This window comes from Pedobacter sp. FW305-3-2-15-E-R2A2 (genome assembly GCF_038446955.1).
Lineage (GTDB): Bacteria > Bacteroidota > Bacteroidia > Sphingobacteriales > Sphingobacteriaceae > Pedobacter.
In genome coordinates, this window is sequence record NZ_CP151803.1 from 468,181 (window position 1) to 485,797 (window position 17,617).

Annotated in this window: 12 protein-coding genes; 11 read left to right on the forward strand and 1 reads right to left on the reverse strand. The window is 39.9% G+C overall.

Annotated features, from left to right (window positions below; translation table 11 throughout):
- The first annotated feature begins 27 nt into the window (after positions 1–27).
- Positions 28–483, forward strand: a complete 456-nt coding sequence (locus AAFF35_RS01875) for a hypothetical protein (protein WP_342330622.1) — start codon at positions 28–30, stop codon at positions 481–483.
- A gap of 6 nt (positions 484–489) precedes the next feature.
- On the opposite strand, the gene AAFF35_RS01880 is transcribed toward AAFF35_RS01875, so the two are convergent.
- Positions 490–1,011 carry an NAD(P)H-dependent oxidoreductase gene (locus tag AAFF35_RS01880; RefSeq protein ID WP_342330623.1) on the reverse strand — a complete coding sequence of 174 codons (522 nt, stop codon included), beginning with the start codon at positions 1,009–1,011 and terminating at the stop codon, positions 490–492.
- Between the two features lie 183 nt (positions 1,012–1,194).
- Between AAFF35_RS01880 and AAFF35_RS01885 the strand changes: the two genes are divergently transcribed.
- From AAFF35_RS01885 to AAFF35_RS01930, 10 genes are all read left to right on the forward strand, one after another.
- Positions 1,195–1,998 carry an AAA family ATPase gene (locus AAFF35_RS01885; protein ID WP_074611965.1) on the forward strand — a complete coding sequence of 268 codons (804 nt, stop codon included), beginning with the start codon at positions 1,195–1,197 and terminating at the stop codon, positions 1,996–1,998.
- A 10-nt stretch (positions 1,999–2,008) separates the two neighbouring features.
- Positions 2,009–2,929 carry a ParB/RepB/Spo0J family partition protein gene (locus AAFF35_RS01890; protein WP_074611964.1) on the forward strand — a complete coding sequence of 307 codons (921 nt, stop codon included), beginning with the start codon at positions 2,009–2,011 and terminating at the stop codon, positions 2,927–2,929.
- Positions 2,929–3,558, forward strand: coding sequence for a DUF5683 domain-containing protein (locus AAFF35_RS01895; RefSeq protein WP_342330624.1), 630 nt, complete (start codon positions 2,929–2,931; stop codon positions 3,556–3,558). The genes AAFF35_RS01890 and AAFF35_RS01895 overlap by 1 nt, the downstream gene beginning before the upstream one ends.
- A gap of 46 nt (positions 3,559–3,604) precedes the next feature.
- On the forward strand, positions 3,605–4,345 hold the full coding sequence (gene dapB / locus AAFF35_RS01900) for a 4-hydroxy-tetrahydrodipicolinate reductase (RefSeq protein ID WP_342330625.1): 741 nt from the start codon (positions 3,605–3,607) through the stop codon (positions 4,343–4,345).
- A gap of 5 nt (positions 4,346–4,350) precedes the next feature.
- Complete coding sequence (gene lepB / locus AAFF35_RS01905) at positions 4,351–5,547, forward strand: signal peptidase I (protein WP_342330626.1); 1,197 nt, start codon at positions 4,351–4,353, stop codon at positions 5,545–5,547.
- Positions 5,548–6,036: 489 nt separating this feature from the next.
- A complete protein-coding gene (locus AAFF35_RS01910) occupies positions 6,037–9,438 on the forward strand; it encodes a SusC/RagA family TonB-linked outer membrane protein (RefSeq protein WP_342330627.1) in 3,402 nt (1,133 codons plus the stop codon).
- Between the two features lie 17 nt (positions 9,439–9,455).
- Positions 9,456–11,069, forward strand: a complete 1,614-nt coding sequence (locus AAFF35_RS01915) for a SusD/RagB family nutrient-binding outer membrane lipoprotein (protein WP_342330628.1) — start codon at positions 9,456–9,458, stop codon at positions 11,067–11,069.
- Positions 11,070–11,222: 153 nt separating this feature from the next.
- Positions 11,223–12,434, forward strand: a complete 1,212-nt coding sequence (locus AAFF35_RS01920) for an ROK family protein (protein WP_342330629.1) — start codon at positions 11,223–11,225, stop codon at positions 12,432–12,434.
- A gap of 101 nt (positions 12,435–12,535) precedes the next feature.
- Positions 12,536–15,850 carry a SusC/RagA family TonB-linked outer membrane protein gene (locus AAFF35_RS01925; RefSeq protein WP_342330630.1) on the forward strand — a complete coding sequence of 1,105 codons (3,315 nt, stop codon included), beginning with the start codon at positions 12,536–12,538 and terminating at the stop codon, positions 15,848–15,850.
- Positions 15,851–15,888: 38 nt separating this feature from the next.
- Positions 15,889–17,607, forward strand: coding sequence for a SusD/RagB family nutrient-binding outer membrane lipoprotein (locus AAFF35_RS01930; protein ID WP_342330631.1), 1,719 nt, complete (start codon positions 15,889–15,891; stop codon positions 17,605–17,607).
- The last annotated feature ends 10 nt before the right edge of the window (positions 17,608–17,617 follow it).

Here is a 17,617-nt window from a genome sequence, read left to right on the forward strand (position 1 = left end):
TTTGCACAAAGTAATAAATAAATCAATATGTCTTTTTTAAATGCGGTTATAAATAAGGTGGAGAATGAAGCGTTGAGTGAAGAACTTCAGGAGCGTGTGGATCTTATTCAGCATAAAATAAAATTTATGGAGCCCGTAACTGTTGCTTGTCTGGATACGCAGAACCATTTAAACCCTGACCTTGAAGGGATCATTAATGATGCTGGAGGCGTTTTACAGGAGGATGTTAATCAGGCAAGAGTTTTGATTTACGCAGAAAAGGAGGCGAGTATGCTGGAGATGATGGGGCTTTTACCTTCTCTCCTGAGTAAAGAATGGCCGGCGGTGGAATACAATAGAGTTTATCTCTTAGATGATCAGGCAGCAGCAGCTAAAGATCCTCAGGAAATGGTTTCCTTACTCGAAGATATTGCAGAGATGTTATATCCGGGATATTTTGTTTTTGGAAATGAAGGGAAAAACTGGAGTAGCTTTGGGGTTTAATACATTTTAGAACGCGATAAATTTATCCATTTGCTGATTCGTGAACTTTATAGTGTCTTCTTTGATAAAGTCTTCCAGTTCATTTAGCTCCATTTTAATGGTAGAAATATGAATCCTTAAAGGCAATACGTTCAGGTGAAGATAACTGCACACTCCGCCAAAATGGTCAATTCCTCTGATGTTGCCATATTTGCCGGAAGAGATGCCTACCAAAGCAGCTTTTTTATCATAAAAACTCTCCGGAAACTGACAGGCGTCAATAAAAGTTTTCAAAACTCCGGGGAAACTGCCATTGTACTCTGGAATGATGAATAAAAATTTACTTGTTTTGGTCATGAGTTCCTGAATAGGCTCAAATTCAGGGCTTCTTTTTCCATACAAATCGGAAGAAATCAGGGTTTCGGGTAACTGCTCGAGGCTAAATATATTCGCTTGTAATCCTTTTTCTGATAGTACTTTCTGATAATATTTTGCTACTTTCAGCGTATTACTTCCAGGTCTGTTTGTTCCTGAGATGATAGTTACCATGTATAAATTGTTAATAAGATGTGTAAAACACTTATGACCTATATGCCGTATGTGTCAAATTGTTTGTATCTTAGCTAATCATTAAAATGTGCCTGAATCAATACAAAAATAGCATTTTTTATAGACTTAAATCAAGTAAACAGCAAGCCTTCAGTAAATAATTGGTAATTATTAAAAAGATAAATGAGTAAAATTATTGCATTGGCAAATCAAAAAGGTGGTGTAGGTAAAACTACTTCATCTATAAACTTAGCCGCAAGTTTAGCCGTACTGGAATACAGAACTTTATTGGTTGACGCAGATCCTCAGGCGAACTCTACCTCTGGTATTGGCTTTGATCCAAGAAGTATAAAAAACAGCATCTACGAGTGTATCATCAATGATATCGAACCGATGGATGCCATACAGAAAACCGAAACCCCAAATTTAGACCTATTGCCTGCACACATCGACCTGGTCGGTGCGGAGATTGAGATGATCAATCTGAACAACAGGGAGTATAAAATGAAGGCCGTTCTGGAGAAAATCAAGGATCAGTATGATTTTATCATCATTGATTGCTCACCCTCTCTGGGGCTAATTACCATTAATGCACTTACTGCTGCGGATTCGGTGATTATTCCTGTTCAGTGTGAGTATTTCGCTCTTGAAGGATTAGGGAAATTATTGAATACAATTAAAATTGTTCAAAATCGTTTAAATACTGAACTGGAAATTGAAGGTATTTTACTAACCATGTATGACGTTCGTTTACGTTTGTCAAACCAGGTAGTAGAGGAAGTAAGAACCCATTTTCAGGATCTGGTCTTTGAAACGATCATCCAAAGAAATACACGTTTGAGTGAAGCGCCTAGTTATGGAATTTCTGTAATTATGCACGATGCAAATTGTAAAGGGGCGATTAACTATCTGAACCTGGCACGGGAAATCGTCCGTAAAAACGGATTGGTAAAAGAAGTGCAGGATGTAAATACAGCAATTATATAAAATTATCTTAATGACATCTTTTCAGCGAAAAACAGGTTTAGGTAAAGGGTTGAGTGCGCTTTTAGATGACAGCGACTCGGTTAATCCACCGAAAAATGGAGTTAACCCTGTCAGCGAAACCAGGCAGGAAACCGGCAATAACAGTGCTATCGGGAATATTAAGATCTCTGATATTGATACCAACCCCTTCCAGCCGCGCACGGAGTTTGATCAGGTTGCTTTAATTGAACTTTCAGAATCCATCAAAATTCAGGGACTGATCCAGCCAATTACGGTGAGGAAACAGACTGGAAACAGATATCAGCTGATCTCAGGTGAACGAAGATTACGGGCTTCCAAGCTTGCAGGTCTGACCGAAATCCCCGCTTATGTACGAAGCGCCAATGACCAGCAAATGCTGGAGATGGCACTTATAGAAAATATCCAGCGTGAAAACCTGAATGCCATTGAGGTAGCACTGAGTTTTCAAAGAATGCTGGAGGAGTGTAATTTGAAACAGGAGCAATTAGGAGAACGTGTCGGTAAAAACCGGACTACAGTGACTAATTACCTTCGCTTGCTGAAATTGCCACCTGTAATTCAGATCTCTATCCGCGATCAGAAGATCTCTATGGGACATGCCCGTGCATTGATTAATGTTGAAGAAGTCGATAAACAACTTTTTATCCATCAGGAAATTATTGATAAAGGTCTTTCTGTCAGAAAGGTCGAGGAATTGGTAAGAAGCATTAACAGTGTTGAAGTAAAATCTAAGTTTCAGCGACAACCTAAAGGGGTGTCTTTCGAATATCAGAAGTTGCAAAGGGACCTGGCTTCTAAATTTGCAACTAAAGTCAAACTCAAAGTAGGAGAGAATGGTAAAGGAGCAATTGAAATTCCTTTCATGTCTGAGGATGATCTGAGCAGAATTTTAGAATTATTGGATTGGTAATGTCAAAGATTTTTCTGTTATCGGTATTATTGTTCCTTTCTTCTTTTGGGGCGAAATCGCAGGAAGTATTGGTCAATAAAAAGGATAGCACAACTTTGCAGCCCGTTGCAAAAAAAGTAGATACCTTAAAACCAAAATATGTAAATCCTGGTAAAATCGCAGGCCGCCGGGCAATGCTTCGTTCTGCAATGCTGCCCGGTTTGGGGCAGATCAGGAATGGATTTACCTTCTATAGAGGACTAAAAGTAGCCGGAATTTATACGGGCGCAACTTTACTCACCCTTTCTTATATAGACAACAATAAGAGTTATCATGAAGTTCTGGATGAACTTAATTTCCGTTTGGCAAATCCGGGCCAACGTAGGAATCAACTTTATAGATCAGTAGAAGAACAAGGAATGGTGAGTGCCAAAGATCTATTTAAGAGAAACAAGCAAATCATCATCTTCTCTTTTGCCGGCTTATACCTCCTAAATGTTGTGGAAGCGTATATTGATGCACGGTTAAAATATTTTGATGTTGGGGATGTGGCGGTTAAATTTTCACCAACGGTGATCAATATGAATACCAATACGATGTATGGTCTAAATACACCTGCACCGGGATTCAAGGTTACCCTTAGTTTTTAAAAAAAGATTTTATAAAATAAAGACGAAAATACAAATAGAAGCAACGATGAAAGTAGCATTATTGGGTTATGGTAAAATGGGGCAAATTATTGAACGTTTTGCACTGGAAAGAGGCCACGAAGTGGTTTTAAAAATTAATGCAGATAACCTGGATGATCTGAACAAGGCTAATCTATCTAAGGCTGATGTTGCGATTGACTTTAGTGCTCCTGATGCAGCTATAAGTAATATTTACGCTTGTTTTGAGGCTAACCTTCCAATTGTCGTAGGAACTACAGGTTGGTATGGACAATTACAGGAAGTAAAAGACCAATGCTTGAGCAGTAACAATACCTTGCTATATGGATCAAACTTTAGCATAGGGGTGAATATCTTTTTTCATGTGAATAAAGTGTTGGCAAAATTGATGAGCAACTTTCCTGCTTATGATGTGCAGGTGGAGGAAATTCACCATACACAAAAACTGGATTCTCCAAGTGGAACCGCAATGACAATTGCAGAAGGAATCATAGAAGAGCTGGATGGTAAGACAGAATGGGTGAACGAATTGGTCGGAAGTCCTTTTGAAGATGTTATTAAAAAAGAACAGGTGTTGATCGAGTCACACCGGATTGAGAATGTCCCTGGAACGCATACCGTAGTGTATAGTTCTGAGGTAGATGATATCGAATTGAAACATACCGCACATAGTCGTGCGGGTTTTGCTTTGGGTGCTATAGTTGCAGCGGAGTGGTTGCAAAATAAACAAGGCTTTTATAACATAGCCGATATATTTAATTTTAAATAAAGATTATGAATTGGAAATTCTGGCAAAAAAACAATGATGCCAAGCCAAGAAAGAAAAAAACTAAAAGCCGTGAGTGGTTTGATGCCATCTTATTTGCGGTAATAGCTGCCACGATCATCAGGGTGTTTTTTATTGAAGCCTATACCATCCCTACCGCTTCCATGGAACGGTCGTTATTGGTGGGCGACTTTTTGTTTGTCAGTAAAGTGAACTATGGAGCGAGAATTCCTATGACTCCGGTTGCTTTTCCTTTTGCGCACCATACCATGCCAATCACCGGCACAAAAGCTTATTGGGATGGCATTGAATGGAAATACCGCAGGCTACCAGGATTATCCGATATTAAAAGAAATGATGTTGTTGTGTTCAACTATCCCCAGGGAGATACAGTAGCACTGGAATATCAGGATCAGGATTATTACCAAATGGTTAGATCGTTAGGCTGGAAGCAGGTAAACAGTCAGTTTACCATTGTTAGTCGCCCGGTGGATAAAAGAGAGAATTATATTAAGCGATGCATCGGAATCGCAGGTGATACGGTCAGTATGAAAAACGGATTGGTGTACCTGAATGGAAAACCAGAAAAGTTAAAAAATACCGGACAGATCGGTTATGAAGTTGTATTTAAAACTCAGGATGTTAATTTTGGCGTCTTTGAGGAGATCGGTTTTAATGTTTCTGAAGATATCGCTCCTATGAGTCAGAATTCTTACCAGTTTACAGGTACAGAACCGATGATGGAAAAAGTTCGCAAACTGGACTTTGTTCAATCTGTAAAAGAATTGACGGAAGTTGATCAAAAAAGAGATGGAGATATTTTTCCTTATGATCCGAATAGAAACTGGAATGTAGATAACTTTGGTCCGATCATTCTTCCTAAGAAAGGTTGGACAGTGAAGCTGGATAGTGCAACGATGCCACTTTACGAAAGAAGTATCCGCATTTACGAAGGAAATAAAGTAGAGAAGTCAGGTAAAGGCTGGTTGATTAATGGCGTTCCTGCCGATAGCTATACCTTTAAAATGAACTACTATTGGATGATGGGAGATAACCGCCATAAATCAGCGGATTCACGCTATTGGGGCTTCGTTCCTGAAGATCATATTGTTGGAAAAGCTTTATTCATCTGGATGAGTTATGATACTAATGGCTCTTTCTTCAGTAAAATCAGGTGGAACAGATTGCTTAAAGGAATACATTAACCCTTAATTATCAGGTTAAAAGCGGATGATGCAGTTGCATCATCCGCTTTTTTTTGATGAAAATTTTAGTGAATAACTTCATTATCACTATATAAAATGGCTATTATTTGGTTTTTTAAAATAAAAGTTGGTTAAACTTAAAAATAAAATTAAAAAGTTCTATTTTTTTTGAAAAATTAAAATTAAGTTTATATAACCAAATATTACAATCGTGTTACAATGTTAAGATGAGAAACGGGAATCTCATCTTTTTCTGGGGAAGGTAGGACGCTGATGCTTACCACATTGAACAGATTAAGGGAACTACAAGCATTAATGTGTGGAGTTTGAGGAAATGTTGCCGACAGGTCGGTGTGCTTGTATTTAGAAAATTGTGAATTCAATTAATAACATAAAGTATCAACTATTTAGAACGCAGTCTTTCAACTAACCTAAACCATTATGAAACAATTGTACTTAAAATGCTTCTGCATTTTGTTGTGTTGCCTCATGGCAGCAACAACTTATGCCCAGACTAAGATTACCGGTAAGGTAATGGATCAGCAGGGCCAACCCCTACCAGGGGTAACCGTTACTGTCAAAGGAACTCAGGTCAGAACTTCTACAGATGCAGGTGGTAATTTCGCGATTGCTGCCAGCGCTGGAGAAGTATTAAGCTTCAGTTCAATAGGGCTGGTGACGAAACAAATCACTATAGGTAGCTCAGGAGTGGTAACCGTGACACTCGCAAATGACGAGACTACGCTGACAGAGGTCACCATTACGACCGCATTAGGACTAAAAAAAGATAAGAAATCTCTGGGCTATTCTGCGCAGAGTGTAAAGGGCAAAGATCTGACCGTTGCTCAGGCGCCAACTATCGCACAGGGTTTAATGGGTAAAGTAGCTGGTCTAAACATTAGCCAGGCTTCTGGAGGCGTCGAAGGCGGTTCCTCAAGAATCGTTGTTCGTGGAAATACATCGCTTACCGGAGAAAACCGTGCTTTAATCATTGTGGATGGAGTTGCGATTAATAATGATCCGCTCAACAGTGGTCCGAATAATGGAGGAGGTGGCGCTTCGGGAACGAAACAAGGTTCGGATGTAGCTGCTTATAACGACTGGGGTACTGGAATGAATTTTATTAATCCTGAAGATATCGAAGACATTACCGTTTTGAAAGGACCGGCAGCGGCGGCGCTTTACGGTGCAAGGGGGGCCAATGGCGTGATCCTCATCACCAGAAAAAAAGGGGAAAAGAGAGATGGACTTGGAGTAGATTATTCTTATGCGGTAAGGTCAACTAAAGCCTATGAATTTCTGAATTTTCAGAACGAATATGGTTCTGGTCTGGTGGGTTCATTGTGGACCGCTGATCAGGGAAAACAATTTCCAACCAATGGAGCCGGACAGCGTTATCAGATCGGAACTTACACCGGAACCTATGCAGCAGGGGATTATAAGACAGGAGCATATGGAATGCTACCATACAACAATAGTGTACAAGCATGGGACTTGTTTTCTTTTCCTAGCGGATTGTCATGGGGACCAAAGTTTGATAATCAGCCAATTTTGTGGTATGACGGCGTGCTGAGGCCTTACTCTGCGCAACCGGACAACTGGAAGCCTTATTTTCCAGATGGAAATGTCTCACAACATAATGTGGCTTTATCAGGTGGCGGGGATTTTGGAACCGCTCGTTTCTCCTATACCCGTGATTATACCAAAGCAAATATCCTGAATAGTAATTTCGGATCAAATACGTTTAATATCGGTTCAACCATAAAGGTGAGTAAAAAAGTCTCTGCGGAGGTTACTGGTAGTTATGTGAATTTTGAACGCTTGAATACACCCCCGGTAGGCTCCGGTAATTATCTTGCAGGATTTTCTTACGCAGCTACCCGTGATTTCAGATCGGACGTGGAAGAAATGAATAATTTTGCATTAAACGGCTCTCAGAGAGACGTGAATTCTAAAGCTAATTTTCCAGGAAGTACTGTTCAATATCCTTATTATTCTTATATGGCCAATTCCTTCTGGAACATTTATAAGAACAATACCAATTTTAATAGAAACCAGTTAACAGGGGGAATTAAGGTAACGGCTGATCTTACGGATTGGCTTAACCTTACTGCTCAGGGGGGATTAGACAACTCTAATGATGTAACAGAGATTAGGGAGTATCCAAAGAACATTCAGGGTACAGTTGGGGCGTATAAAGAATCCATGGCCAAAAGTCTAAACAGGAATTTAAGCGCGCTTTTCAGATTGCATAAGGAGAACTTATTCGATAAATCTATCAATGGAAGTTTAACCGGAGGAGTTGAATCTTACTACAGAAATGATTATATGGTCAGTAGTCGTACAAATGGGGATTTTATTAAACCTTTTGTTTTTGCGATCAACAATGGATCTAAATTCGAGAATTTTGACGGTTATGTCCCTGAGCTACGGTACAAAAGAAAAATAAATTCTGCATTTGGTTTCCTTGATCTTTCCTATAAGGATTATCTTTTCTTGCAGGTAACGGGCCGTAATGACTGGTCTTCGACACTTCAGAATGGCTCAAACTCTTACTTTTATCCTTCTGCAAATTTAAGCTATGTCTTCTCAGAGGGCATTAAAGGCTTGGATACTTCAGCACCTTGGTTGAGTCTGGGGAAAATCACCTTCTCTTATGCGGAGACCGGAAGCGATACGGATCCTTATTCCATTCATAATATCATCACTACTGAAGCCTATAACGGGCAGGCTGCACAAACCTATCCATTGAAATTAAAAGCGAATAACATTGAACCCCAACGTTCGAGAGCATATGAATTGGGCTTAAATTTAGGTTTCTTGAAGAACCGGATTAATGTAGAGCTTTCTGCTTACAGTATGAAGACCTTTAATCAGATCTTAACCAATTCCCTTCCTATTTCTTCAGGATTTAATGAGGTTCAGATCAATAGAGGTTCATTGGGTAATAAAGGACTGGAATTCATCATCAATGCCAGGCCTATCGCTAACAGGGATTTCTCCTGGAGCATAGCTATGAACGGAGCACATTCAAGAACTAAAGTGCTGGCCCTGGATCCGGGAAATGACAACCTCCAATTGGGTACCTTTTTTGGTGGAAATGGGATCTCTCAAAGGGTGAATGTCGGAGATAATTATGGAACGCTCTATGGTAAAGACTTTACCTATAGGGATGGACAAAAAGTAGTTAAAGATGCAGTGGGGGCAAATGGACAGGTGCTGACTTATACGGTAAACGGGGTGGAAAGAGTAGCAGGAACGCAATGGGTTTTAACCCCTGACGAAGTTCCGATCGGCAATTCTCAGGCCTTTTTAACTGGCGGGATCAGCAACACATTCCGTTATAAAAACCTTTCCTTGTATGCTATGATTGACGCAAAAATTGGTGGGGATACTTTTTTTGGAACCTATGCTGCAGCGATGGGAAATGGATTGCTCGAAGAGACGGTAAAAGAACGTAATGGCGGGGGGCTGCCATTGACTTATCCGGATGGCACAACCGCCAATACCGGTATTAGCTTTGGAGGCGTATATGCCAATGGAACACCAAATACAAATGTGGTTAATCCGGCATGGTATTATTTAGGCACCTATGCTTCATGGAATCATCTGGGAGTCCCGCGTTCAGCCTCAGTGTTTGAAAATACCTGGGTAAAATTGAGGGAAGTGGCGCTAACCTATCAGGTGCCAAAGACATTGATTCAAAAAACAAAGTTTATTCAGAACCTGAGTGTCTCGTTAATCGGTCGTGATTTATTGTATATCTATACCAGCATCCCTAAAGGATTAAATCCCGAAGGCGTAAATGGTATTGGTAACATGCAGGGGATCGAATTTTCATCTATTCCACGCGTGCGGTCATTTGGATTATCTGTTAAATCATCATTCTAGTCTTAAACTTATTCAAAATGAAACTTAATCAAAAAATAATATATGGTATGCTGGTTTTCTGGACGATCACTGGTAACCTGGCCTGCAAAAAAGGATTTGAAGAAATCAACAGGCCATATAATGAGGCTGGTGTTGAAACCCAAACTGTTGCGGGGCTCTTTAATGGACTGGCGAAATCAGTAACTGATGAGGACAATACACTTTACATCAGTTTATTTTACTCCTCAACGAACCAGCAGGCGGTGCAAAATAAAAATACACCGTATTTGAATTATAGCTCCAGCTTCTGGAATAAATACTATCCAAGTTTAAAAAATTATCGCTCTTTGCTAAAAAGGATTACTCAGGAAGCTAATCCGGCAGAATTTGATAATGTGAAACACATGGCGACCATTCTGATCGCTTCAAAGACTTTACACATGCTCGACTATTACGGAAGTATTCCCTATACTCAAGCGGGTCTGGGAGATACAGGTATAGAATTCTATCGTCCTGCGTACGACAAAGAGGCGGATATTTATACAAGTGTCCTCGCAGATCTGAAGACTGCGGTAAATGGAATGAATAGCAGCGGGGGCCAAACAAGTATTGGTGCCTCTGAATCTTTTTTAAACAGTGATTTTGATGCCTGGAAGAAATTCGGAAATTCATTGAGATTACGCTACGCTGTTCGCCTTTATAATAAAGAACAGGCCCTGGCTTCTGAGGTTATTAATGATATCATCGGCGGAAACCAACCTTTGCCTAACAATCAGGACCTCACTAAACTGGAGAAAAGCAATTTTGGTTTCTGGCCGGGATCTGTTTCTCCGGGAGTATCAACAGAGCGTCAGTGGTATACTTTCAGAGAAACTTCTGTTTCCAATATCCGGATGAGTAAAAATGTTTGGAGTCGAATGTCAAGTTCTGATGCGCCGTCCGGAGCAGGAATTTATGATCCGAGATGTTTTATTTTCTTTCAAACCAATAATGCAGATCAGTGGGTTCCGCAGCTTCAAAATGGTTCTGAAAGTGAAGGCGGTGAACCTTACAAAAATGACGGAAGTCCGAGCCGAAGGCCAATTGGATCTGATCCTGGGAATAAATTTGCGAGCTTTAATTTCTTTACGATATATGATCAGGTCTATTTTCCTTATCTGATCATTACGGAAGCTGATGTCCACTTCCTGAAAGCGGAAATTTATCAAAGAGGAATGGGGGTAGGCAAAAATATTGCTTTGGCTAAAACAGAGTATGAAGCAGGAATTACTTCTTCCGTTAATTTCTGGTATGCTTACGCAAATAATTCTAAAGCATGGCTGATCAAACCTGTACCACCAACAGCCCTGCAAATGACGGCCTTTTTAACCAACCCTGCGGTGCTTTATAATGGTGCAAATGATAATGATGCATTGACTAAAATTGCAACACAAGCCTGGTTGGCCACAATGTTCCAGCCTGCAGAGGCTTGGTCGATTGTAAGACGGACGGGCCTGACACCAAAAGATCCTTCGTTTAATCCTACATTCAAAGTGAATAAACTTCCATACCCAAATGAAGAAAGCGTGAATAACAACGCAAACTGGAAAAATGCAACTGGTGGCGCGGATCAAAATGCCCAGGCGCTAAATAAGGTGTACTGGATGCCTTAGTATAATCTTAAAAACCCCGGATCCAAAATATGCGATCCGGGGTTCTTAAGCCTCTTTTTGGTATACTTTGATTTTTATTATTTAATGTTTCTTTGGTATACTTAAAAAAAAAATTAATAAGTTACTCGCATTTGTCATAAAAATATTTTAAGTTTGATTAACAAACCTAATCATGTGACCGCCACAAAGAAAAAATACCATCAACTCCGAAGAGAGGTGATTAAGCATCTGTATTATAATGACATGCTCACCTTAATGGAGTTAAGTAAGCTCACTCATAAGAGCCTTCCTTTAGTGACGACGACCGTAAACGACCTGATGGCTGAAGGCTATGTCCTTGAGCACGGTCTTGCCCCTTCCACAGGAGGTCGAAGGGCGCTTACTTTCCTTTTAAATCAACAAAAACAAAGATACATAATCGCAGTCGCAATGGATCAACTGGTGACTCAGGTGGTGATATATGACTTGCTGAATCAGGTGAAAACAGAGCCTGAAATCCGAAGACTATCACTTAGGGATGATCAGGAAAGTACAAAAGCTCTGGTGGAATTCTTAAAGGGATATATTTTAAGTTCTGGCATTTCAAACGAGGAAATACTTGGGGTCGGCATAGGAATGCCTGGCTTCGTCAATGCTGAACATGGAATCAACCATACCTTTTTTAAGATAAAAGGAGAGGGGAATCTGAAAAATCACCTGACCAAGGAACTTGGCCTTCCGGTATTTATAGACAATGATTCCAGTATTATAGCCTTAGCCGAGTTGAAATTTGGTGCAGGAAAAGGGCTGAAAGATGTAATGGTTGTCAATATTGGCTGGGGAATTGGACTTGGAATGGTAATCAATGGGAGTTTGTTCAGAGGCCATAGTGGATATGCGGGTGAATTTAGCCATATACCACTTTCTCAAAGTAACAAATTGTGCTCTTGTGGTAAAAGAGGCTGTCTGGAGGTAGATACTTCCTTGTTGATTTTGGTCGAGAGGGCAAAATCGCAAATTGCTTCAGGGGTAAGCTCAAGTCTTGAGCACCTGTTCCTTGATGAAACAAAGTTGCCGGGTGATCATTTTCTCGAAGCAGCCAAGGCGGGGGATCCTTTAGCGGTTTCAATTCTCGCAGATGCTGCTTTTCTGATTGGAAAAGGACTGGCGACCTTGATCCACATCATTAATCCAAAACTAATTGTGTTAAGTGGCAGGGGAGCCACTGCAGGGAAAATATTAATGGCCCCTATACAGCAGGCAATCAATGAGTTTTGTATTCCAAGACTGGCAGAGTACACAGATATTCAGGTCTCGGAAATATCAACAGAATCAGGGCTGTTAGGGGCAGCAACACTGGTCGTAGAGAACTGTAATTTTAATTAAAATATAGAAAAGTGTTTTAGTCTAGGGATAAGCTAAAACCTTTTAAAGAATACACGCAAACCAATCAATTAACTTAAATTCTAACAATTAAATCAAAAAAGATGAAACAATTTTACCTGAAGTGTTTTTGGATGCTGTTGCTGACTTGTTCTGCAATAGGGTCTTACGCACAAAAATCTTTTACGGGGACTGTGAAAGACAATCGGGGACAGGCATTGCCAGGGGTCTCTGTGAATGAAAAAGGTACCAAAAATGGAACCGCAACTAATGAAATCGGAAATTTCTCTATTTCTGTGGGACCTGCAAGTGTTTTAAGAATATCCCTGATCGGTTATGTTACTCAGGAAATTACCATTGGAGATAAGAAAAGTATCAGTGTTACTTTAGAAGAAGACAACCAAACCTTAAATGAAGTTGTAGTAACAACGGGTTTTGGTGTTAGAAAACAAACGAGAAAACTAAGTTATTCTATTCAGGAAGTTAAAGGTGATGATCTTACCCGTGCAAATGAGCCGAATTTGGTAAATGCGATAAATGGTAAGGTTGCAGGTGTGGTGATTAACATAGGAGCAGGTGGACCTCAATCTTCTTCAAGAATCAGGATCAGAGGAAATGCATCGTTAAGTAGCAATACTCAGCCATTAGTAGTGATTGATGGGGTTTTAATCCAACCTGGAGTTACAGGTGCGGATTCTTATGGAAACAGCCCTCAGGATTTTGGTAACATCATGAAAAACTTAAATGCGGATGATTATGAAAGCATTACCGTATTAAAAGGTGCCGCGGCAAGTTCATTGTATGGTTCAAAAGCTCAAAATGGTGTGCTTTTAATTACTTCGAAGAAGGGTAAATCAGGACAAGGCCTGGGTATTTCCTTTTCTCACACACAAACTGTAGAGGAAGTTTACCGTACTTTCGATCTTCAAAATGAATTTGGTGGAGGTTTAGCTCCGACTTTTACCAAGGATGCAAATGGAATGCAGGAAGTTGATAAAGCCAATTATTTCTGGAGTTTTGGTCCAAAATATGATGGATCTGAAGTTAGGGATATCGATGGACGTATCATTAAATGGAATGCGCAGCCTAATAATATTTTAGATGCTTATAATAATGGAATCTATAGCAATTCAAATCTTGCATTTCAAGGTGCTAATGAAGATGGAAACTTTAGATTGTCTTATACAAAGATGTTGAACAAAGGAGTCTTGCCTAACAATAAGTTTGACCGTGATGCGGTAGATTTTAGAGGATCAAGAAAAATCGGGAAGATTTTTACTGTTGATGCAGGGGTAAACTATACCGTTAGTAATGTGCTAAATCCAATTAACCAGTCTAATAACAGCAGTCCTTTGTTTGCTTTAACTTATGCAAATCCTAGAAGCTATGATACCAAATATTGGATGAACCATTATAGAGATGAAGTAAATGGTGGTCGTTTAAGAGATGATGCGGATGCTTATGGACTATCGTCTTTCTGGTATGATTTATACACTAAAAAGAACAGACAAAAAGAAAACAATTTCAGGGGAAATGTAGAGGTTACGGCTAACATTACACCTTGGTTGAATGCAATGGTTAGAGGAACACTTAACCAGGTGAACATCATAAACGAGGTAAAAAATATCGGAGATGGAGTAGGATTTGTAGGTGGAGAATACGGGATAGGACAATCTGATCAGAGAAGCACCAGATTACAATTTTTGTTGAATGCAAGCCGTAAAATCAATGATAATTTTGATTTTAATCTTAGTTTGGGTGGAGAAACAACAAGTGATTTCGGAAAGAACACAACTTATACCAGAACCGATGGTGGTCTGAAAGATCCAGGTAAATTCTTCTTGGGTAATTCTGTAAAGACGCTAATAACCAACAACACGCTTGATGGTAGTCAGCGTACAGACGCGATATATGCGTATGGGGACATTTCTTATAAGAATATGTTGACATTGAATGTCAGTCTTCGTAACGATTGGTCTTCAACTTTGACCTATCCAAATGGTACTGGCGACTATAGCTACCTTTATCCATCAGTAGGTTTGGCCTATATCTTCTCTGAGTCATTGAAAAATGTACCGGGATTAGGATTCCTTTCTTATGGAAAGCTTAGGGCCAACTATGGCCATACCGGCCTTGGAACTAGCCCTTTCGAAACGAGTAGAGGTATATATAAATTCCTTGGTACTTATAAAAATGAGAAGGATATTGAAATGCCACGTTATGGATATCCGGAATTCATTAAAGGAAATGGCAATCTTAAAAATGAGCTGACCAAAGAATTTGAAATTGGTACAGAAATGCGTTTCCTGAATGACCGTATCGGTATTGACGCTTCATTCTACAGAAAAAATACTTACAATCAGATCCTGGCTCTACAGGTTCCTGGAGAAAGTGGTGTAGACAGACAATTAATTAATGCCGGAAATATACAGAATCAGGGTATTGAACTTTTAATCAATGGTTCACCTATTAAAACCAAAGATTTTGAGTGGAACAGTACGTTGAATTTTGCCCGCAACAGAAATAAGGTCATCAAACTTGCGCCGGGTGTGACGAGCGTAACATTAGCGAACGCTTTTGGTGCAGATATGTCTTCTGTAGCTATTGAAGGAGAAGAATATGGTACCATTTACACAGGATATGGTTTTGCTGCTTACCAGGCCAAAGATGCACAGGGGAATAATATTGATGATCCGCGTAATGGACAAAAGATGTTAAAAGCCAATGGCAGCTACTGGAGAAGTGGTGATGCAGGTCAGGGGAATAAAAAATTAGGTAGTATGATGGAGAAATTCACTGCCAGTTCCATCAATAGCTTCAGGTATAAAGACTTTAACTTTGGTTTCCAGATTGATGCAAAAGTAGGTGGCTTGATGGCTTCCGGAACTCATCAGTATGGCTCAAACTTTGGGGTGTTTGAAAGCACGCTACCTGGCCGTTCAGCAGATCATGGAGGAGTAGTAAGAAAAGATGCTGCTGGAAATACATTTAATGATGGTGTTATTCCTGAAGGTATTTTTGCTGACGGAACAATCATCAATAATGTAAATGTTGGTGGTACCACATTTGCTGATGCGGTTGGTAAAGGACTAATTCAACCAGTTAGTGCACGTGTTCACTATGCAAGATTAACGCAGTGGGCTACAGGAATCAGAGAGTACTCTACATTCGAGAATAACTGGGTGGCATTAAGAGAAGTTTCAGTAGGGTATACCTTGCCAAAAAGATTTACAGATAAAATGAAATTCAACCGAGTTAATCTGAGCTTTATTGCAAGAAACCTAACCTACATTTATAACAGCCTTCCAGATCATATCAATCCGGAATCGTTATTCTCAAATAGCCCGGGAGCATTTGCTGAATATGGAGGAGCTCCATATACCCGCACATTTGCGCTATCACTTAAAGCAAGTCTATAGAACCGGAGTTTGTAAAATATTTTTAAAAAGAAATTAAGATGAAAACAAAATATAAAGCATGGATAGGTTTAGTAGCCTTTGCGTGCATCTCAATATCATCCTGTAAGAAGGAGAAATTTGTAGATCTGAATAATGATCCGTCCTTACTTGATAAAATTACTCCTGAACAACAGTTCATGAATGCTTCTATCAGGATGAACAACGAACGTTCAGAATGGTATTATGACAATGTTCGTGGGATAATGCCGTGGATGCAGATGGCGACACCGCTAAACGGAAATGGTGTATCCTTTGTGACGGAGTCAGGTAACCTGAAGAACACAAGATACAATATGTTTTATCCTGGAATAGGGGCTTCTTTCACAGATGTGGTGCATATCATTTCACAAATGTCAGCTGAAGAACAGGCTAAACGTGTACATCAGGTTGCAATTGCATCAATTATTAAATCATATTATGCATTTTATGTTTCTGATATCAATGGAAGTATTGCTTATACAGAGGCTTTCCAAGGTAAATATGGAGGTACGTTTACGCCTAAATATGATACTCAGGAAGTATTATTTGATGTATTAGATGGACAGTTAAAAGAAGCAATTCAGAAGCTAACCAGTACCCCGGAAGCTGGTCAGACCTCCTATGGAGCTCAAGATTTATTCTTTAAAGGATCGAGCATGAAATGGGTAAAAACGGCAAATGCAATCCGTTTGAGAATGGCGATGCGCCTCATGAAAAGAAATCCAACTAAAATGACAACAAAGGTTCAGGAAATATTAGCTACTCCTGCTAACCTTATGGTTGAAAATGCAGATAGCTGGACATTTGAAACAAATTCAAATATGGCTGAAGGCGGCGACTGGTCAGTATTAAGCATCAGAGCACCGAGACCGGTAGTGGATTTCATGTACACCAATGCGGATCCAAGGATCAGATTTTTTTATCAGCCAAACTACTTTTCTCAAGCCAATTTTGACGCTGCTAAAGCACAAGGGAAAATTCCTGCAAATTCAGTATACGATGCTAAACGCTATTATGGTGTAGCAACTAGTCCTGACGCTTCTGCAGCTCCTGCTTTTGCGAAATTTTTCAATAGTGTAACTATTAACGTCACACAGGCCAACGGTCTTCCAGGAACTCTTGTTCTGGATACACTTTCCAATCTTCAGCCTAAATTATTCGCTGCAGGTGAAAATAGTGGGACAGGTGTTAACTTTTTCCCAATGGTTACGTATGCTGATTTCTGTTTCATGAGAGCTGAACTAGCCGCACGTGGAGTAACAGGCGAATCAGCAAAAGGTTGGTATGATAAAGGAATTACCGCTTCAATCATGATGTATGATGATATGGCGCTAAGAGCTAAAATTGTAGATAGAGAAAACAAAAGTAACTATGTAGCGGCTACGCCTTCGGAAATTACAGCCTATCTGGCTATGCCTTCAGTGGCTTACGATCCTGCGAAAGGAATAGACCAGATCGCTTGCCAGGCTTACCTGCACTTCTTTAAGCAACCAAGTGAAGCTTGGGCTTTGTATAAAAGAACAGGTTATCCAAATGCCACAAGCGTACTTCCTTTAGAGAAATTGATCGCTCAGGGTACAGAACAGGCAATTCCAAGAAGAGCTGCTTTACCTTTCCCTACAGTTTCAAACCTGAATTATAAAAATATCATGGATGCTTATAATGATATGAAAAAAGATCCTGACTTCGGACAGGGTCCAAGTGATATCTTCGGCCGCGTATGGTGGGATAAAAAATAACATTATAATA

Coding starts and splice junctions, on each gene's coding strand:
- AAFF35_RS01875 (WP_342330622.1), top strand. CDS start 28: ATGTCTTTTTTAAATGCGGTTATAAATAAGGTGGAGAATGAAGCGTTG.
- AAFF35_RS01880 (WP_342330623.1), bottom strand. CDS start 1,011: ATGGTAACTATCATCTCAGGAACAAACAGACCTGGAAGTAATACGCTG.
- AAFF35_RS01885 (WP_074611965.1), top strand. CDS start 1,195: ATGAGTAAAATTATTGCATTGGCAAATCAAAAAGGTGGTGTAGGTAAA.
- AAFF35_RS01890 (WP_074611964.1), top strand. CDS start 2,009: ATGACATCTTTTCAGCGAAAAACAGGTTTAGGTAAAGGGTTGAGTGCG.
- AAFF35_RS01895 (WP_342330624.1), top strand. CDS start 2,929: ATGTCAAAGATTTTTCTGTTATCGGTATTATTGTTCCTTTCTTCTTTT.
- dapB (WP_342330625.1), top strand. CDS start 3,605: ATGAAAGTAGCATTATTGGGTTATGGTAAAATGGGGCAAATTATTGAA.
- lepB (WP_342330626.1), top strand. CDS start 4,351: ATGAATTGGAAATTCTGGCAAAAAAACAATGATGCCAAGCCAAGAAAG.
- AAFF35_RS01910 (WP_342330627.1), top strand. CDS start 6,037: ATGGCAGCAACAACTTATGCCCAGACTAAGATTACCGGTAAGGTAATG.
- AAFF35_RS01915 (WP_342330628.1), top strand. CDS start 9,456: ATGAAACTTAATCAAAAAATAATATATGGTATGCTGGTTTTCTGGACG.
- AAFF35_RS01925 (WP_342330630.1), top strand. CDS start 12,536: ATGAAACAATTTTACCTGAAGTGTTTTTGGATGCTGTTGCTGACTTGT.
- AAFF35_RS01930 (WP_342330631.1), top strand. CDS start 15,889: ATGAAAACAAAATATAAAGCATGGATAGGTTTAGTAGCCTTTGCGTGC.